Origin of the sequence: Streptomyces sp. NPDC048420 (assembly GCF_040651535.1) — a bacterium.
In the GTDB taxonomy this organism is placed as follows: Bacteria; Actinomycetota; Actinomycetes; order Streptomycetales; family Streptomycetaceae; genus Streptomyces.
The window spans coordinates 76,638-92,991 of record NZ_JBEZKG010000007.1 but is presented as its reverse complement, the minus strand read 5'-3'; the positions used below and the strand labels follow the sequence as shown (position 1 = coordinate 92,991).

Below are 16,354 nucleotides of genomic sequence, written 5' to 3'. Positions count from 1 at the left end.
CACCCATGACCACCGCGAACACCCCCGTCCTCCACCCCGACCTCACCCCCGCCCAACGCGACTGCCTGGACGCCCTGCCACTGACCGGCAACCACGTCGTCAGCGGCCCGCCCGGCAGTGGCAAGAGCCTGCTCGCCGCGCACCGCGCCGTCCACCTCGCCCTCACCGGCCGCCCCACGCTGCTGCTGTCCCGCTCCAACCTGCTGCGCCAGCTCCTGCGGGACACCCTCCAGGGCCTCACGGTCCCCGGGGCCCCCGTCGAAGCCGCGACCGTCCACGGCTGGATCCAGCGCCGCTTCGGCTCCGACGCACCGCGCACCGAGGACGGCTGGTTCGACTGGACGGCCCTTGCAGGCCTGGCCGCTGAAAAGCTCGCCGATGACGAGACCACGCCCCACCTCGTCGTCGACGAGGGCCAGGACCTGTCCCCGGGCTTCTACCGGATGGCCCGCCTCGCCGCGGCCTCCGTGACGGTCTTCGCCGACGAGTGCCAGCGCCTCACGGAAACGAACTCCACCCTCACCGAGATCACAGACGCCCTCGGCCGCTCCACGGGACGAGTCGAGATCGTCGGTAACCACCGCAACAGCCGTGAGATCGCGTCCCTCGCGGAGCACTTCCGCACGGGCGGCGCCCGCCCCGAAATCCCCTTCCGCAGCGGGACGCTGCCCGTGGTCCGCCACTATTCCGGCACCAAGGACCTCGCCGACGACATTGGTGGCCTGGCGGGCCGGCATCCGCGGGACCGTATCGGGGTCATCGTCAACTCCCTGCGCACCGCGTCCGATCTGATGCGGCGCCTGGAAAAGGCCGGCCTTGCCCACGAGCCGCAGCTCTACAGCTCGACGGCCTCCGCAGGCCGCTACCGCGACCTCGACCTTGCCCGTCCCGGCGTCGTGGTCGTCCACCGCGCCAGCGCCAAGGGCCTCGACTTCGACACCGTCGTCATCGCCGACGCGGAGTCCGACTCCGCCACCGACCCCACGTCGGCGACCCTGCGCATGGCGTATTACGTCATGATCACTCGTGCACGGGAGCGACTGGTGCTGGGTTGGCAGGGGAGTCGGCTGCCGCGGCATCTGGAGGGGCTGCACGGGTGGGTGCACGTGCGGTGATGGCGCGACTGAGGCTACGAGCAATGTTTGAGAACAAGGGGAGACGATGACTGACGACCGCAAGACGACCGTGCCCGTGTGGACGCTGGCGACCGCTGACGTCCGGGTACCAGGGCTGACCGCGGGCGAGTCGATGACGGCTGAGCGCCTGGTGGAACTGCGCGGAGTGCTCGCCGTCCTGGCCGACGAGCCCATTGCCACACTGGAGGTGCATCCGCTGCCCGACAAGATCGACCGCGGCCGTGGCATCCCGCTCGACGCCGCGAGCCCCTTGGCGCAGCACCTGTCCCAGTTCATCACTCAATCGGCGCGAAGTTCCCTTACGGCGGCCAGGGCGACCGCTTCCGGTGAGAATCTGTATCGCATGGTGGTCCCGGCGAAGGTCGCCGCCCGGTTCGGGCAGGGCATCGTTCGCCCGATGGCGTCGAAGGCGGCGGCGGGTGGCATCCACAGTGCACTCATGAATTCAAAGGGCATCGCCGCCCATGCGACGTTCGTGCCGGTCGGAGGAGCGACAGCGGCGGGTGCGGTCGGCGGGGCGGGGGCGACCGCCGGTGCCGCGGCCGCCGGCGGCACGGCGCTCACCGTCGCCGCTCCGCTCGTGCTCATGGCCGTGGCGGTGGGAGTGAGCGCACACGCCGACCGCAAACGCCAGCAGGCCATCGAACACATCACGGAACTGCTGGAGCAACTTCAGGAGGACAAGCTCGACGACGAGCACAGCGAACTCGACGGCTGCCGCGACGCCATCGACAAAGCCACGGCCATCCTGCTCGACCAGGGCAAGCTCGGTGTCTCGCTGGGACTCGACTCGGCGGTCCATGCCATCAACTCGGCGCTGGGCAAAGCCGACCGCCGCCTTGCCCGATGGCAGAGCGCGCTCGACAGACTGCGCGAGGGCGAGGCCGTCGAACTCGGCACGTTGACCAAGTCGTTCCCCGGCGTCGACGACCATGGCGGCACGTTCCGCACCCACCTCGAACTCGCCTCCCTGGCTGTCGCCCTGAAGCGGCGGGTCGTCGTCCTCCAGGCCGTCGATCACGCCCAGAGCGACCCGGGCAATCCGTTCGAGAACTTCACCCGCGCACTCAGGCGCGATCAGCAGCGCCTCGACGAACTGGAGTCAGGCATCGCCGGTGTCCTGCTACGCCTGTCGGCACTGGAACTGGCACGCCCGAACGGTTTGCGACCCGTCTTCACGACCGGTGAAGTCGATCGCCTCATGAGCGCGGCACACCGGATTCACCAGCTGGGCGACGGCGTCACGGCCAACAGCCGCCCAACAGACGTGGCGATCGAGATCGCGCGCGACAAGGACGGCTCGGTGGTCGTGTTCCCTGCGCTGCCCGCGTAGGCGCAAGGGCGCGCGCCCGCACTCTGAGTGGCCGAGACACGGCCAGGCACCGTTCTCCCTCCAACAAGGGTGACGATTTCGTAGACGAGTCAGCGAGCGGCATGGTCCGGATAGGGGCGGGGCGGCCCGGCCGGGGACGTTCCAGATGGCGGCGTGTTCGGCGAATCTGCTCCCCGCCCGGGGAGTTGATGCAAGATGGCGTGGTGTCAAGTCTCCGCAGCGATCCCCGCACCTCCGCCGCTGTCCGCGGCAGCGGCTGGGTAAGCAACTCACCGCAGGCCGAACAGTTGTTGACGCATCTGGCGCCCGGTGAGCGGGTCGAGTCGCTGTTCACCACCGTCCGGTTCCACGGCGCACTGACCCGTCGGCGTCTCCTCCTGTGGCGGGGCACCTTCAAGGTGAAACACGTGGAAGTGCGCCGCCCCCTCACCGTCCTGGAGAGTGGGAGCCAGTCCCGGTTCGGTGAGGCGGTCGTGCTCGACGGCCCCGAGGGCGCGATAGAGCTCAAGGCCCTTTCCGCGGCCGTGGCCCGCGCTTTGGTCGCCGCCGGTCGGCGGGGCGATAGCAGCGCTCCGGCTGCTCCTCCGCACGTTGCGCAGGGCGACCGCAGCGCCTCGGGGACGCTCGGCGCTCACCGGGCGGGGGCCGGCCGGGCGCCCAGACCTCCACATGCGGAAGAAGACGCAGGCTCACAGGGGAGGGTGTACCGCGCGAGAACCATCCGCACATGGCAGGACGCCGAATTCGCCGCCGTCGACCACATGCGCAGCCTCGGCTTCACCGATGCGCGGGTGACGGATGCCGGCGCGGACGGGGGTATCGACGTGATCTCCCGCGATGCGATGGCGCAGGTGAAGTACTACAGCCAGCCGATCGGTGTCGGCCCCGTCCGAGAACTGCGGGGTGTGGCGGACTCGCACCATCATCTGCTGTTCTACGCGTCCGGCGGCTATACGGCGAGTGCCCGGCAGTTCGCCGACGACAAAAAGGTTGCACTCTTCTCCATCCAGGAACTCGGGCACATCACTCCACTGAACGCGGCAGCGGCTGAGTTGTCCGCTCGGCGCCGGGCGGCTTCCGGGCGCGCCCAGGCGCCGAACGAGCGCGCGACGCAGCGTGCCGCCGAACTGGAAGCCCAGCGGCAGACCGTGCTCCGCCTGATCACTCGCGTCCGTGCACACACGAGTCAAGTACACGCGCTGCCATCCAACCGGTACACCAAGGACCTCATCAAGGCACTGAAAGCGGCGCACAAGCTGATTGAGCGGGCGGACTCCCTCCTGGCCAAGTCGCGGGCGGACTTCCAGACCCACGGCGGGCGGAAGCGGTTTATCGCCATGGCCGACGAGAAGGCCCGCGAAGCCGCCCTGAAGCTGGGGATGCGTGCCTGACGGAACAGGCACGCTCGTGCGAGGCGCCGTATCCTCGCTCCCGCAGACGCGCCGATGTCGGCGGTGCCTTCCCGGGTCTCGCGCCAGGACGCGTGCTGAGGGGGCAGGAAAATATGCCATTCTGATGGCCGATCAGGACCCGCGTGCATAGGGTCACGCCATGGTGAGGCTGGAAACATTGCGGGGGTACCTTCTCGAAGAGGTCCTTGCCTGGTTGCTGCGGTCCAGTGGGTACCGTCTGCTGACGGAGAAGGACGACCCGGCCAGGCCGCCGTGGAAGGTGTTGGAAAAACGCAAACACGGACTGGTGGTGCGGGGCCGCGGGGCCTGGCATCAGGCGGACACTCTGGGAGAGTTCCAGTACGTGCCCCCGTTCTCGCTCCCGATCCGCCTGTTCGCCGAGGCGAAGTTCACACGCCTCAAGGTCGGTCTCCCCACCGCGCGCAACGGCCATGGTGTCGTGCACGACCTCAATGAAAACGTCGTCACCACACTGAGCAACGGCTCCGGCCCGCACCGCCCGAGGGCGCGCTATCACTACAGCTACGCGATCTTCTCGACATCGGGGTTCACCCAGGATGCCCAGGAGTTCGCGCTCGCCCATCAGATCTCTCTCATCGACCTGTCTCTGCCCGACTTCCGGCCGCTGCGCGACCTGGTGAGGGCCGCGGCCAAGTCGGTCTACGACGCCATGAGACCGATGCCGCCGAGTCAGCGGCCCACCGTGTACGAGATCCGCAACTACTTGCGTCGGCACCTGCTGGACCTGTGGGACGGACCCGCAGCCGATGCTCCCTCGGTGACCGATCCGCTCGACACTTTGGCGGCGGGCCTGCGCCGCCGGTCGTCGCTGGGACTCGTGCTGGCCTTTCCCGCCGCTCCTTTCGTCCTCGGGCTCGTCTCCAACGATCTTCATGCCTTCGTCAGACACGCGCGCGAACAGCCCAGTCACGCCGTCCGCGTGCACAGGATCCACCGGTCGGTGGGGCATCCCGTGTGGCTGATCGAACCGCGCGAAGGCCATGCCTACAGGCTGACCTTCAGCCTGCCGGAGCAGGTCGAGGCATGGATCCTGGACCAGGAGGAGGGAACGCGGTCCCGCACTCACTGGATGACGCGAAACCTGCTTTCCGCCATCACCATGTACTGGGTTGACGAGGACCACACCCACACCTTCCAGCTTCACTACAGCTCGGACGAGTTCCGAGAGGTCAGCGGGAGGCCGATGAGCGACTTCGGTGAGGCGTCCGATCTCTTCTGACGCCGGAGGCGTGCCCCTCTCGACGCGGACCGCTGTCCCGTGTGGCTGATGCCGGGGGGCGCTTCCTTCCGCTGTCTTTCGTAGCAGCGAGGCGACGGCGAAGCCGTGTGCGTCATGCTCCGACCGGCGTCGTCAGCACCGCCCGGACGGTCTTGCCGCCGGGCGGGTGGGGGATGCAGTCCCAGCGGTCGGCGAGAGCGGCGACCAGTGCCAGGCCGCGCCCGCCGGGGCGGAGTGCGTCGGGTCCTGCGGCGCCCGTCGCGATCTGTGGGTAGAGGTCCCCGCGGGCGTCGCTGACCTCGACGCGGAGGCGGTCGGCGGTCGGGTCGAGGACGAGCGTCAGCCGGAAGCAGCGGCCGGGCACGCGGCCGTGCAGGACGGCGTTGGCAGCGAGTTCCGCGACGACGAGTTCGGCGCTCTCCGTGAGGTCCTGCGGGGCGTCCCAGGACCGCAGTTCGGTCATGGCGAGCAGCCGGGCGAGACGGGCGCCGCGCCGCGTGGAGGACAGCAACTGAGTGAAGGTGCGGACGGAGGCGCCGACTTGGGGTGTCGCGTGGTTCATGACGCCAGAGTGGCGGTCGGGTGCCGGTGGGGACGAGTGCCGCGCCCCGTACGTTGAGTAAGTGTACGGACACGAAGAGTGGACGGTACGACGGGCTTTCCGTCACGCTGGGCCGTGAGCGCGGGCGGTGCAAGGAGCCGTCGCGGTGCGGTACGGAGGGGGCGGCGGATGGAGAACGTCGGAGTCGACGGGGAGGCGGCCGGGGGCGTCGGCGCGCGGGCGGTTCCGGCGGGGGAGTGGGAGCGGGAGCCTCACCCGTCCGACAGCCTGCGCACGTTCGGCGCCGTCGTCCAAGCACTGCGCGAGCACGCGGGCCTCAGCCGGGTCGACCTCGGTGCCCGGGTCCAGTACTCCAAACACACCGTGGAGTCGGTGGAGTTGGGCCGCCGCATGCCGGACGAGGCGTTTGTGGAGCGCGCGGAGGAGGCTCTCGGCAACACGGGTGCGCTGCGGAAGGCCGCACGGCATCTGACGCGGGGCGAGGCGGGGCTCGCGGTGTGGTTCCGGCGGTGGGCTCGGCTGGAGCGGGAGGCGGTGAGCCTGTGCACGTACGAGTGCAGGCTGGTGCCGGGGCTGTTGCAGTCGGAGGCGTATGCGCGGGCACTCTTCGAGAACCGGATTCCGCTGCTGACGGATGAGCAGTTGGAGGCCCAGGTTGCGGCGAGGATGGAGCGGCAGCGGATGCTGTGTGAGCGTCTGACAGTTCCATTCCACTTCATCGTTGAGGAAGCGGTCCTGCGACGGAGACTGGGCGGTGCTGAGGTGTGGCGCGAGCAGCTGAACCACGTTCTGGAGCACACGTTGCCTCGCAATGTGACGTTGCAAATCATGCCGTTGGAAGCCGAGTACCACTCGTGCATGGATGGGCCTCTGCGCCTACTGGAGACCCCAGAAGGGCGTCGACTCGCATACTCGGAGGGCCAGGAGAGCGGACGGCTGATTGGTGACTCGAAAGAGGTGAGAGTTCTCCAGCAGCGCTATGACACACTGCGGTCGCAGGCCCTGCACCCCAAAGATTCCCGGGCCTTGCTGGAGCGACTGCGAGGAGAGACATGAGCACGACGGAACTCGCCTGGTTCAAGTCAAGCCATAGCGGCAGCTCGGGCGACGACTGTGTGGAGGTCGCTGTCACTGAGCCGACCATCCACGTGCGGGACTCCAAGGACGTGACCCGCCCGGCCTTCGCCGTCGGCCGCGAAGGATGGGTGCAGTTCGTGCGGTTCGCGTCGGAGCATTGAGCTTGCGGTGTGCCGTCCGCCGTGACAGAGCGGCAGACGGCACACCTCTTGAGCGCGGAGGCGTCAGGTGAGGGTGTTGCGCAAGTGCGGACCGAGGTAACCGACGTACACCTTCCCGGAGCGGGAGCAGTCGTCGTAGAAGTGGAGACGCGGGGCTATGGTGTTGCCCCCGCCGATCTTCAGGTGGGCCTGCATGAAGACCCGACCGTCGGGGTCCACCGCCTTCGGCACCGGGAGCATGCGCTCACCGCGCAGTTTCGCATTGCGGGCGACGGTGTCCGACTCGCGCATGGCCACCTTGGCCGCCGGGAAGGGAAAGGCGCTGGAGGCGTCGGACTTGCAGCAGCTCAGGAAGTCGCCGGAGGTCGCGTCTTCGGCAGTGGACCGGGCGAAGTGATCCAGGGCCAGTAGACCGTCCCAGGCGACGTACAGCCAGTTGTCCACCGACTGGCTGTCGAGGGACCGGGTGATCTTGCGGTTCCCGGTGAACGAGATGCCGGGCAGCTCGTCCAGGCGGTCCAACAGCTCGGAGAAGGTCGTCGGGTAGGTGATGTCCGCCGCGACGGCCGTCGTGTGTGCGACGGCGAACTGCCCCGCCTCCTGGAGCTGTTCACGCAGGAAGCGTATGAGCCGCTGGGACTCCTGGACCTTCTCGTACAGTTCCTCGTTCTCGCCGCGCAATTCGTTACTGGCCTGGTCGGCCGTCGCCAGCTCCGCGTAGAGGCCATTGATTTCGTCGACCCGGATGGCTTCCGCGCGCTCCGCCTCGTCCAGCAGGGCTGTCAGTGCCGCATTGTCGGAACGGAGCTGAACGACGTCCGTTCCGTCCGGTGTCGAGCGGGGGCGAGTCCGTTGACGCGGGATGCTGAGCAGCGCGGCGGGCAGCGGCTGTCGGGAGGACAGCCGCTGGGGCAGGGCCGCGAGTATGGAGGCGGCGCGACGGGGGTCGGCCTCGATCGTGCGGCGCGACATCACGGGGTGACGTTGTGCGTCGGGTTTCCAGGCCGGGTCGAGCCCCGGAAGGTAGGTGCGGACGCCACCTCCGAACACGGGGTGGTATTCCAGTGCCGCGTTGAACTTGGCCTGTGCTTCTGGGGTGAGCACGTACAGCACGGCCAGCCCGTGCAGATAGCGGAAGAGGGGTTCGACGACCGTCTGCGACCAGTCGTCGGGATTCTTCCCGTGCGGCACCGTGGCGACGACGGTGGGCATCCGCCGGTTGCTGTCGCACAGCTCCTCGATGGCGTCGTCGACGTCCTCGGCCTCGATGAAGACGGGCGCGGCGGCGACATCGGCCTCTGCGTCACGTGCCTCCAGCGCGTCCAGGAGAGAACGGACGATGTTCGGAGTGTTGGCGCGTTTGGGGGCGTCGCCTTCGCGGGCCGGCTGGTGCTCGATGTCCAGCTGTACCCATGTGCGGCCCCCGTCCTCCTCAAGGCCGGAGCGCACGAGGAGCGTGGACTGCCAGGTGCCCGAGATGGCGGAGGGCGTCTCGCGCATGCGCCACCGGCTGTAGGCGCCCTTGCGGCCGCCTTCCGAGTCACGGTCGAGGGTGGCGTGAGGGGCGATCTCGGTCCGCCCCTCATCCAGCCCGGACGGGTCGTAGCCCTTGCTGCGGATCCACTCGATTAACTGGCGCTCTGCGATGCCGCATGCGTTGACGTAATTGAATTCGGTCGCGACCACCATGCGGTAACCAAGTGGTTCCATGGGCGCTCCTCGCTGGGAATCGGTGGCGGTTCTGAGTTCGGGGCGGGCGCCCTTACCGCTGTCTCATGCCTTGTCGGTCGGCTCGTAGCCGAGGGCCGTGCGGTTGATGAAACGGTCACCGAGGTCGCGCACCGGCGCGGGCTTCGGCTTCTGCACGGCGGTTTTCGCCGTGGACTTCTTCGGGGCGGGCTTCTTGCCACCCGCACGCCGGGCTGGAGTCGGCTTCGTTTGCCTGGCGTTCTTCGCGGCCGGCGTGTTGCGCGCCGCGTACTTCTTGCGGAGCGCCGAGAGCTGCTCGCGTTCCTGGACGGCCACGTTGGTGGGGAGGGCGTTGGTGAGGGCGCGGGCCCGGCTGAGCGCGTAACGCGCCGCATGCCAGCGCCTGCTGTTGATCGCCATGCGGGCCACACCGATGGTCTGCTGCAACGCCTTGATCTTTGCGGGCTGCCGCCGGGGTATCGGGGACTCGGCCCCACTGCTCCGCCGCTGCCCGGCGGCACGGGTACCCCAGTCCGTACCCGAGGTCAGGACGACGACCGAACGGGGGTTGCTGCTCTGGCTTCGACGTACCACGTGCGTTGGTCCTTGGATGAGCGACGGGCGCTCCTGGGTGACCGCAGGTGCGGCCTCCCAGGGAGCGAGTCAGCCGTGGCGGGGGCCCTCGCCGGGGGGCGGGTTGAGGGTGGAGCGGTAGGTGCCGGACTCGCCCTCGGTGAGGGGGGTCTCCAGGGTCAGACCGGCGGCAGCCATGCGGTCGTATTCGGCGAGGATGAGGTTCTTGGTGCGGTACTCGCCGTGCGTCTTGATGTCCTTGTCGCGGGTGATGTTGAAGGTGTCCAGGATGTAGGTGGTGTCGTCGCGGGTGATGCCGTAGAGGTGGAAGAAGAGAGCGTCCAACTCGGCGCGGATGATGACGCGGCGGTCGGGGTCCCAGCGGTAGGGGGCGCCGGTGTCGCCAAAGTCGCGAGCGAAGGGAGCCATGTCGTAGGACGTGTAGGTGAGTTCGAGGAGTCGGGGGGTGATGAAGGAGGCGTGGGGGGCGAGCGTGTCGGGGGTTGGGACTGGCAGCTGGTGCACGTAGCCGAAGGTGAGATGGGTGCCGCCGATCTTCTGGCGGACGGCGTAGTCGCAGGCCATGGAGGAGAACACTGCGCTGAGGAGTGGCGCATGCGTGGTGGAGGAGGGGAATGCCAGCGGGAAGGGGTTCCCGAAGCCGTGGGCAGGAGCGATGGAGCAGATCATCGTGCGTTCGTCGCTCGCGCGGCAGATGTCGCGCCAGCCCATCACCCACTCCCGGTCCCACCCCCGGGCTGTCAAGCGGCTGCGGACGCCCGGTGCCTTGATCTCCTGGCCGGACTTGTCGAACTCCCCGGTGGGGGTGTCCTGTTCAGAGACCCAGTAGCGGGGTAGCGGGACGGTCGTTGGGTCCTGGTGCTGTTCCACGGTAAAGCGCGGGAGGGTGCCCTTGTTGAGCTGCTTCTCCGTCGCGTTCTCGTACGTGGAGAAGCGGTGGTCGTAGTGGTGCAGCATCTTCCCCTCGTACAGCGGGAGCATGTGGGCTCCAGCCTTGACGAAGGTGTTGCCTTCTAGGCGCCAGCCATCGGCGATGAGGTCTTCACGGGTGCGGAACTTGTCCGAATCCGTGCTCATCATGAACATGAGCTGAAACTTCACGCCCCACGGGTTGCCGTTCGTAGCGCCTTCTTTGAGCAGCACCGGGACGCGGCGGTAGATACCTAGTGTGATCTCCATGTCGCGGCGGGAGCGGAAGACGGGGCAGGTTCCGGTGTTCGGGTTCATGGCGAGGATATCCTCGGCTGCCAGCAGGTAGCTCCGATCGGCGATCTGCTCAGGCTGTCGCACCTTGAACACCATCCGGATCGGCTCGCGAAGGTTGCCTGAGCCGCGCAGCGTGAACAGGCAGAACCGCAGCTGGTTGTGGACTTCGGGGAATGTCTTGTCCTCGTTTTCGAAGTCGTAGAGGGCGTCGAGTTGTCCCTTGGTGACCAGGTCCTTGAAGAAGTATTGGTTGAAGGAGTCCGTGGCGATGCCCGAGGGTACGATCTGACCGCTACGCCCTTGAGTGCCCATGGTAGTGCGAGCGTGTTCCGCGAAGAGTGAGTACGTATTGAGTCGCCCATAGGCTGTCAGCGGGAATCGCCCAGAGGCGTGCGCGAAATGCTTGAATCCGTCGTTCTTGCGCTGTTCCTCCTTGAAACTCGCGTACAGCTCGGGGTCTTCTGCGGCCAGCAGGTTGATCTTCTTGTTTCGGACCGTCAGGTTCGCTGCTTCAGCGATGTCCACTCGATTTGCAGCGAAGAACTCGCGCCCGTCCACCTGAACTTGATCCCATGGCGGATTTCCCACCACCGCGTCGAACCCGCCGGCCCACCCAGTCCCCGGCTGCACGCGAGCCCCCGACTCCGGGACGGCGAACACCTCAGGGAACTCCAGGTGCCAGTGGAAGAAGTGGTACTGGTCTCGCAGGTTGAGGATCTCGGCATGCGTGGCGTCCGGCACCGCCGACTGGTCGCGATTGCGCAGCGCCCGAAACACCTGGTCGGTCGGCGCCTCCGGCGCCCCTTCCCGCTTGGGCCAGACGAACGCCGCACACCACGCGTCGGCCGCGTGCAGGTCCTGGACGTACGTCGTGGACTCGACGTAGGCGCGGTACGCGGACTCCTGAGCCCGCACCTGCTCCAGGGAGTCGGCCGGGGCCGCGGTGATCCGGGCCAGCTCGACGGCGTACTGGTCATTGCCCAGCAGGGAGTCCGTGTCGAAGGACAGCTCGTCCTGACCGCCGCGCTGGGTCTTGTTCCGCTTGACGAGCCCGGCCGCGTACTTCTTGTCGTCCCCCTCGATCGGCTTGAAGGCGTCGTCCGGTACACCCTCCGCCAGCAGCTTCGGCGTCGCGCCGATCAGCCCGTTGCCGCGTTTGACGTGGGCGTCGAGGAACCCGAGCGGCTTGCCTGGCTCCAGGGCCTCCAGCCACAGCGAGACCTTCGCCAGTTCCACGGCCATGGGGTTGAGGTCGACGCCGTAGATGCAGCGCGCGACCACCTCGTGCAGGGCATGCCGCACGGCGTCGACCGTCGGCTCCGGGTTGCGCTCGCGCACCGACGCCACGCGCTTGGCGATGCGCCGGGCCGATGCGACGAGGAAGTGCCCGGAGCCGCAAGCCGGGTCACAGACTGTCAGAGAGAGCAGTTCCTCCACGATGTCGTCGGCCGGGTCGGGGTGGCCGGCAGCCGTGGCGCGCTGCTCGCCGCGCTTGACGGCGTCATCTATGACCGGGTCGAGCGTCGTGTCCAGCAGGCACTCGATGAGCGAGGACGGGGTGTAGTAACTGCCCGTCGTCTTGCGGCTGTTGCCCGCGACCTCGATCAGCTCGAAGGAGCGGTCCGTCGCGGAGTGCTTGGGCTCCAGCTCCAGCAGGGACTCGTAGACCGAGCCCAGTTCCTCGGCGTCCAGGTGGCGGTAGTCGACGGGCCGCCAGCGGCGTGCGCCCGGGTCGCGGACCTGGGCGAGATGGCGGACGGCGGCGAGCAGCGACTCGTTGGAAAGCTTCAGGCCGTTGAGCGGCGCGTCGGTCTTCGTGGGGGAGAACAGGCCGCCGAGGCCGGGCAGGCCCAGCTCCGGACGGCCACCCTCCTTGCCGAGGGCGTCGAGGACGATGCGCAGAGCCTCGTACTGGTCACCGTGGGCCGTACCCTGACGCCGGCGGGCCCGGTCGCGCAACCGCGCCGAGGAGAAGTACCGCTCGTACGCGCCCCGCTGCCGCTCACCGGCCTCCGGGTCGAGCAGGGCCTCGCGGTCCTCGGCGACGAAGACAAACAGCAGACGGTAGACGAGCCGCAGCAGGGCGTCCCGGAGCGCCTTCGGATCGACGTCCTCCCGCAGCCGGACGTTCTCCGGATGCCGCAGGAACCCTGTCCCGAGCACGGTCAGGGCGTTCTGCACGCCCAGCCGCAGTTGGTCCAGGGCACGGGCCCCCGAAGTGACGGCCTCCGCACGCCACTTCTCCAGCCAGCACCCCGAAGCCGCCGCACCCTCCGCCACCTCGAACCGCGACGCGTGCAGCACGCAGTACAGCAGCACGAACTCGCTGAACAGCTCGCCGTCGAAAATGGCTTCCAGGTCGAAGTCGACGTAGGCCGCGGTCGCGAAGGACGACGAGTCGCGCAGCAGGCGCAGGCGGCGGCCGTTGGTGAGGACCGCCCACAGGTGGGCCTCAGTGCGGTTCAGGCAGTCCTGGAGCATCGACTGCGCGGGGACCTGACCGGCCGCCGGGCGCTTGTCCAGCTCCTGGTTCCACGGGATGAGGTGGACCAGGGCCGGGCCGTGGCGGTGGGAGACCGGGAAGCGCTTCTCGGAGTCGGAGTCGGCAGGGATGCCCGCCGCGCCGACCTCCGTCAGCGCGCCGAAGTCCAGCTTGCGGAAGAGCTGGACCAGCCAGTCGGTGCCGGCCCGGCCGGTCGGATCGGCGGCGGGCGCCCCCGTGGTCGGGTCCGACGGCAGGGCGGTGCGCAGGTCGCGCCAGAGCGGCTTGAGGTACTCCCAGGCGCGCTCGGCCTCGTCGCGCACGGGCACCGAGGCGGGCAGGCCGTAGTCGGCGGACTTGGTGCCCGGCAGGTTCCGCGCCTCGGCGATGCGCAGCAGCATGTCGGCGGGGATCAGCCCGCCGACCGTGGTGACGGCGGTGAAGGCCAGGGCGGTGCGGGTGGCGGCGGGCATCAGGCTTCGGCTCCGGAGGAGAGGGGAACGGGCTGCTGCGGCAGGTAGACGTACACCCCGAGGACGTCGGCGGGCTCCTGCGGGACGACCTTCAGGCCGCGGACGATCTCCTCGTTCGCCTTGCGCACGCGGCGGTGCGAGGCGTCGAGTTCGGCGGCCAGGCGGGTGCCGTACTCGGTGAGGTGCGCAGCGAGGTCCGGCAGGGCGTTCAGGTCGCGGGTGATCTGGTTGCGGGCGGTCTGCTCGTGGGTGTTGGCGGTGGCGCGGGCCGCGAGGAGCGCGGCGGCCCTGTCGTCGTCCAGCCAGCGGGCGCGCTGCGGCAGCCCCTCGTAGGCGAGCAGGCGGGCGTCCTCGGCGACGAGCTGCCGCTCACCGGTGCGGGACGGCAGGGTGAGGTGGAAGCGGTAGCGGACCAAGAGGAGCGTGGTGCGGGTGGTGACCGCGTCCGTGGTGACCACGCCGCAGCGGCGGGCCGGACGGGGACCGAGGGCCTTCGCGTCCAGCGCCGAGTCCAGGACGTACGAGGCGACGGCGCCGATCGCGGGGTCGGTGCGGACCAGGGCGGCCTCGCCGCGGCCGATCGCCGGGGTGGTGCGGAACGGGATCGCGCGGTCCTCCTCGACGAGCCGGTTGCCCAGCGTGGCCGCGAGCGCGTCACGGAGCCCCGCCGGGGTGCCGCCGACCTGTGCGGTGAAGTCGCCGTTGCCGTCGCGCCCAGAGGATGGCGCAGTGCGGACCAGGGCGTCCAGGTCGCGCAGCGCCTCCAGGGCGAACTCGCGGACCTCCTCGGCGCCGCCGAGCGCGGCCCGTACGGCGGCGACCTCGCGGGCCACCTCCTCCGGGTGGATGGCGCGCTGGGCGTACTTGGAGCGGGAGGTCTTCTCCCGCTCGGCGGCCGAGCTCCATTCGCGGTCGATGCGGTCGAAGGCTTCCTGGTTGCCGTCCAGGTCGAACAGGCTCTCCTGGCTGCCCTGTCGTCCGTGCAGCAGCAGCCACTCCACGACGGCGTCCGTGACGCCCGAGGCGGTCTCGTCGGGGACGGAGACGGAGATGCCCAGGTCCTTCTTGATCTGCCGGTGCTTCTTGAACAGCACCTCCAGGACCTTGCCGTCGATGCCGTTGTCCTCGCCGTACATCGTGATGACGCGGACCTGGTCGCGCTTCTGGCCGTAGCGGTCGACGCGGCCCTCGCGCTGGTCGTGGCGGGTCGGGTTCCAGGCCAGGTCGTAGTGGACGACGGCGTCGAAGTGGTGCTGGAGGTTGACGCCCTCGGAGAGGCAGTCGGTGGCGATCAGCACGCGGCGGGCGGCCGGGTCGTCGCCGTTCTCGGCGGCCTCGGCGGCGAGCTGCTCGATGCGGTCCAGGCGCTGCTGCGGGGAGAGGGTGCCGGTCACTGCGGCGATCTTCGTCTTCTTGCCGAGCTTGCCGTCGAGTTGCTCGGCGAGATACTCGGCGGTGGGGATGTAGCGGCAGAAGACGATCGGGTGGTAGCCCTCGGCGATCAGGCCCTTCAGGTGCCGGGTCAGCGCCTTCAGCTTCGCGTCCTCGGCCGGGCCGATCAACTGCTGTGCGCGCTGAGCGAGTTCGAGCAGCCGGGCGCCCGCGTCCTCCGACTCGGCGGCACCCGGCGCGACGTCCATGCCCTCCAGCCGGTCGTTGTCCGCGGAGTCGGTGGCCACCGGGGCGCCCAGCACGTCCGCCTCGTGCGCGGTGCGGGCGGCGGCGGACTCGGAGCGGGTCTTCAGGGTCTGCGCGGCGGCGGCCGGTGAGGAGACCATCGAGCGCAGCAGTGCGATCACCGACCACCAGGCGATACGGGCCTCCCGCTTGCCCTGCTCGCCGGCCGTCTCCACGCGGTCGCGGGCGTAGGCGATGGCGTCGTCGAGCAGCGCCCGGTAGGCGGGGGTCAGCTTGTACGGCTCGTCCTTCGTCCAGCGGTCGGACGGGAACGCCGTCCGCTCGACCAGGGAGTCGTCGGCGAGGCCGTCCTCCTTGGTGAGATAGGTGCGGACGTCGGCGCGCTTGCGGGCCACGAAGTGCTCAGCCAGCCTCGCCCGGCCCGCCGCCGACTCCAGGTCCAGGTGCGCCAGGTCGGGGCGCACCAGACCGAGCAGGTTGCGGAACGCGGACTCCTTGCCCGAGTGCGGGGTCGCGGTCAGCAGCAGCAGGTGACGGTCGGCGTCAGCGGAGACCTTCCGCAGCAGCTCGTAGCGGAGCTGGTTCGTCGCGGAGGACGCTCCGCCCTGGGCCGCGTCGTCGGCGGCCACGCAGGTGTGCGCCTCGTCGACGATCACCAGGTCGGGGCAGTGCCGTACGAAGTCCTCGCGGTGGCGGGTCGACTTGATGAAGTCCGTCGAGATGATCGTGAACCGATGTTTGTCGAACAGGGACTGGCCCAGCTCCAGGGCGCGTTCCAGGCGCGACACCGTGGAGGCCAGGACCAGTTCGGCGTCGATGCCGAACTTCTCCCGCAGCTCGCCCTGCCACTGCTCGGCCAGGGAGGGGGAGCACAGCACGGCCAGCCGGGTAGCCTCGCCCTGCGCGAGCAGCTCCTTGGCGATCAGACCCGCCTCGACCGTCTTGCCGATGCCGACGTCGTCCGAGATCAGCAGCCGCACGGTGCGCTGCCGCAACGCCATCAGCAGCGGCACCAGCTGGTAGGCGCGCGGCTCCACGGCGATCGACGCCAGGGAGCGGAACGGGCCCGCGCCCGACCGGAACCCGACGCGCAGTGCCGTGCGCAGCAGGCCGGCGGCGCGCTGGTCACCCAGGTCGTCCGGGCTCGGCGCCGCGAACTCGGCATGACGCACCTTCTCGAATGCGGGGAAGACGGCCGCTATGTCGTCCTCGCTTCCGCCCAGCGGGCGCAGCACCAGCATGTCGGCGGCGCTCTCGGGCAGCACCACCCATTCCCGGCCACGGGCGGCGACCAGCGAACCGGCTGGGTACGTGAGGCTCATGAGATATCTCGGTTCCTAGAGGTCAAGAG

The 16,354-nt window shown here is 69.1% G+C and carries 11 protein-coding genes; 6 read left to right on the top strand and 5 right to left on the bottom strand.

Annotation, left to right across the window (positions count from 1 at the left end; all coding sequences use genetic code 11):
* Window positions 1-5 precede the first annotated feature (5 nt).
* The 4 genes from AB0D34_RS13960 (at window position 6) to AB0D34_RS13945 (ending at window position 5,121) form a co-directional block, all read left to right on the top strand.
* Window positions 6-1,115, top strand: coding sequence for a hypothetical protein (locus AB0D34_RS13960; protein WP_362661139.1), 1,110 nt, complete (start codon window positions 6-8; stop codon window positions 1,113-1,115).
* 46 nt (window positions 1,116-1,161) lie between these two features.
* The gene (locus AB0D34_RS13955; protein WP_362661138.1) at window positions 1,162-2,469 is read left to right on the top strand and encodes a hypothetical protein; all 1,308 of its coding nucleotides are present in this window, start codon (window positions 1,162-1,164) and stop codon (window positions 2,467-2,469) included.
* A gap of 188 nt (window positions 2,470-2,657) precedes the next feature.
* On the top strand, window positions 2,658-3,860 hold the full coding sequence (locus AB0D34_RS13950) for a restriction endonuclease (RefSeq protein ID WP_362661136.1): 1,203 nt from the start codon (window positions 2,658-2,660) through the stop codon (window positions 3,858-3,860).
* Window positions 3,861-4,020: 160 nt separating this feature from the next.
* Window positions 4,021-5,121 carry a hypothetical protein gene (locus AB0D34_RS13945; RefSeq protein WP_362661134.1) on the top strand — a complete coding sequence of 367 codons (1,101 nt, stop codon included), beginning with the start codon at window positions 4,021-4,023 and terminating at the stop codon, window positions 5,119-5,121.
* A 112-nt stretch (window positions 5,122-5,233) separates the two neighbouring features.
* On the opposite strand, the gene AB0D34_RS13940 is transcribed toward AB0D34_RS13945, so the two are convergent.
* On the bottom strand, window positions 5,234-5,683 hold the full coding sequence (locus AB0D34_RS13940) for an ATP-binding protein (RefSeq protein WP_362661132.1): 450 nt from the start codon (window positions 5,681-5,683) through the stop codon (window positions 5,234-5,236).
* Between the two features lie 168 nt (window positions 5,684-5,851).
* Between AB0D34_RS13940 and AB0D34_RS13935 the strand changes: the two genes are divergently transcribed.
* Both AB0D34_RS13935 and AB0D34_RS13930 read left to right on the top strand, forming a co-directional pair.
* Window positions 5,852-6,739: a helix-turn-helix transcriptional regulator gene (locus AB0D34_RS13935; protein ID WP_362661130.1), complete on the top strand. Its 888-nt coding sequence runs from the start codon at window positions 5,852-5,854 to the stop codon at window positions 6,737-6,739.
* Complete coding sequence (locus tag AB0D34_RS13930; protein ID WP_362661129.1) at window positions 6,736-6,921, top strand: DUF397 domain-containing protein; 186 nt, start codon at window positions 6,736-6,738, stop codon at window positions 6,919-6,921. Before AB0D34_RS13935 ends, AB0D34_RS13930 begins: the two co-directional genes overlap by 4 nt.
* Before the next feature lie 63 nt (window positions 6,922-6,984).
* On the opposite strand, the gene AB0D34_RS13925 is transcribed toward AB0D34_RS13930, so the two are convergent.
* The 4 genes from AB0D34_RS13925 to AB0D34_RS13910 form a co-directional block, all read right to left on the bottom strand.
* A complete protein-coding gene (locus AB0D34_RS13925) occupies window positions 6,985-8,631 on the bottom strand; it encodes a hypothetical protein (protein ID WP_362661128.1) in 1,647 nt (548 codons plus the stop codon).
* Between the two features lie 63 nt (window positions 8,632-8,694).
* The gene (locus tag AB0D34_RS13920; protein ID WP_362661126.1) at window positions 8,695-9,204 is read right to left on the bottom strand and encodes a hypothetical protein; all 510 of its coding nucleotides are present in this window, start codon (window positions 9,202-9,204) and stop codon (window positions 8,695-8,697) included.
* Window positions 9,205-9,273: 69 nt separating this feature from the next.
* On the bottom strand, window positions 9,274-13,365 hold the full coding sequence (locus AB0D34_RS13915; RefSeq protein WP_362661124.1) for a DNA methyltransferase: 4,092 nt from the start codon (window positions 13,363-13,365) through the stop codon (window positions 9,274-9,276).
* Entirely contained in the window at window positions 13,365-16,325 is a 2,961-nt protein-coding gene (locus AB0D34_RS13910) for a DEAD/DEAH box helicase (protein WP_362661122.1), read from the bottom strand. The genes AB0D34_RS13915 and AB0D34_RS13910 overlap by 1 nt, the downstream gene beginning before the upstream one ends.
* Window positions 16,326-16,354: the final 29 nt, after the last annotated feature.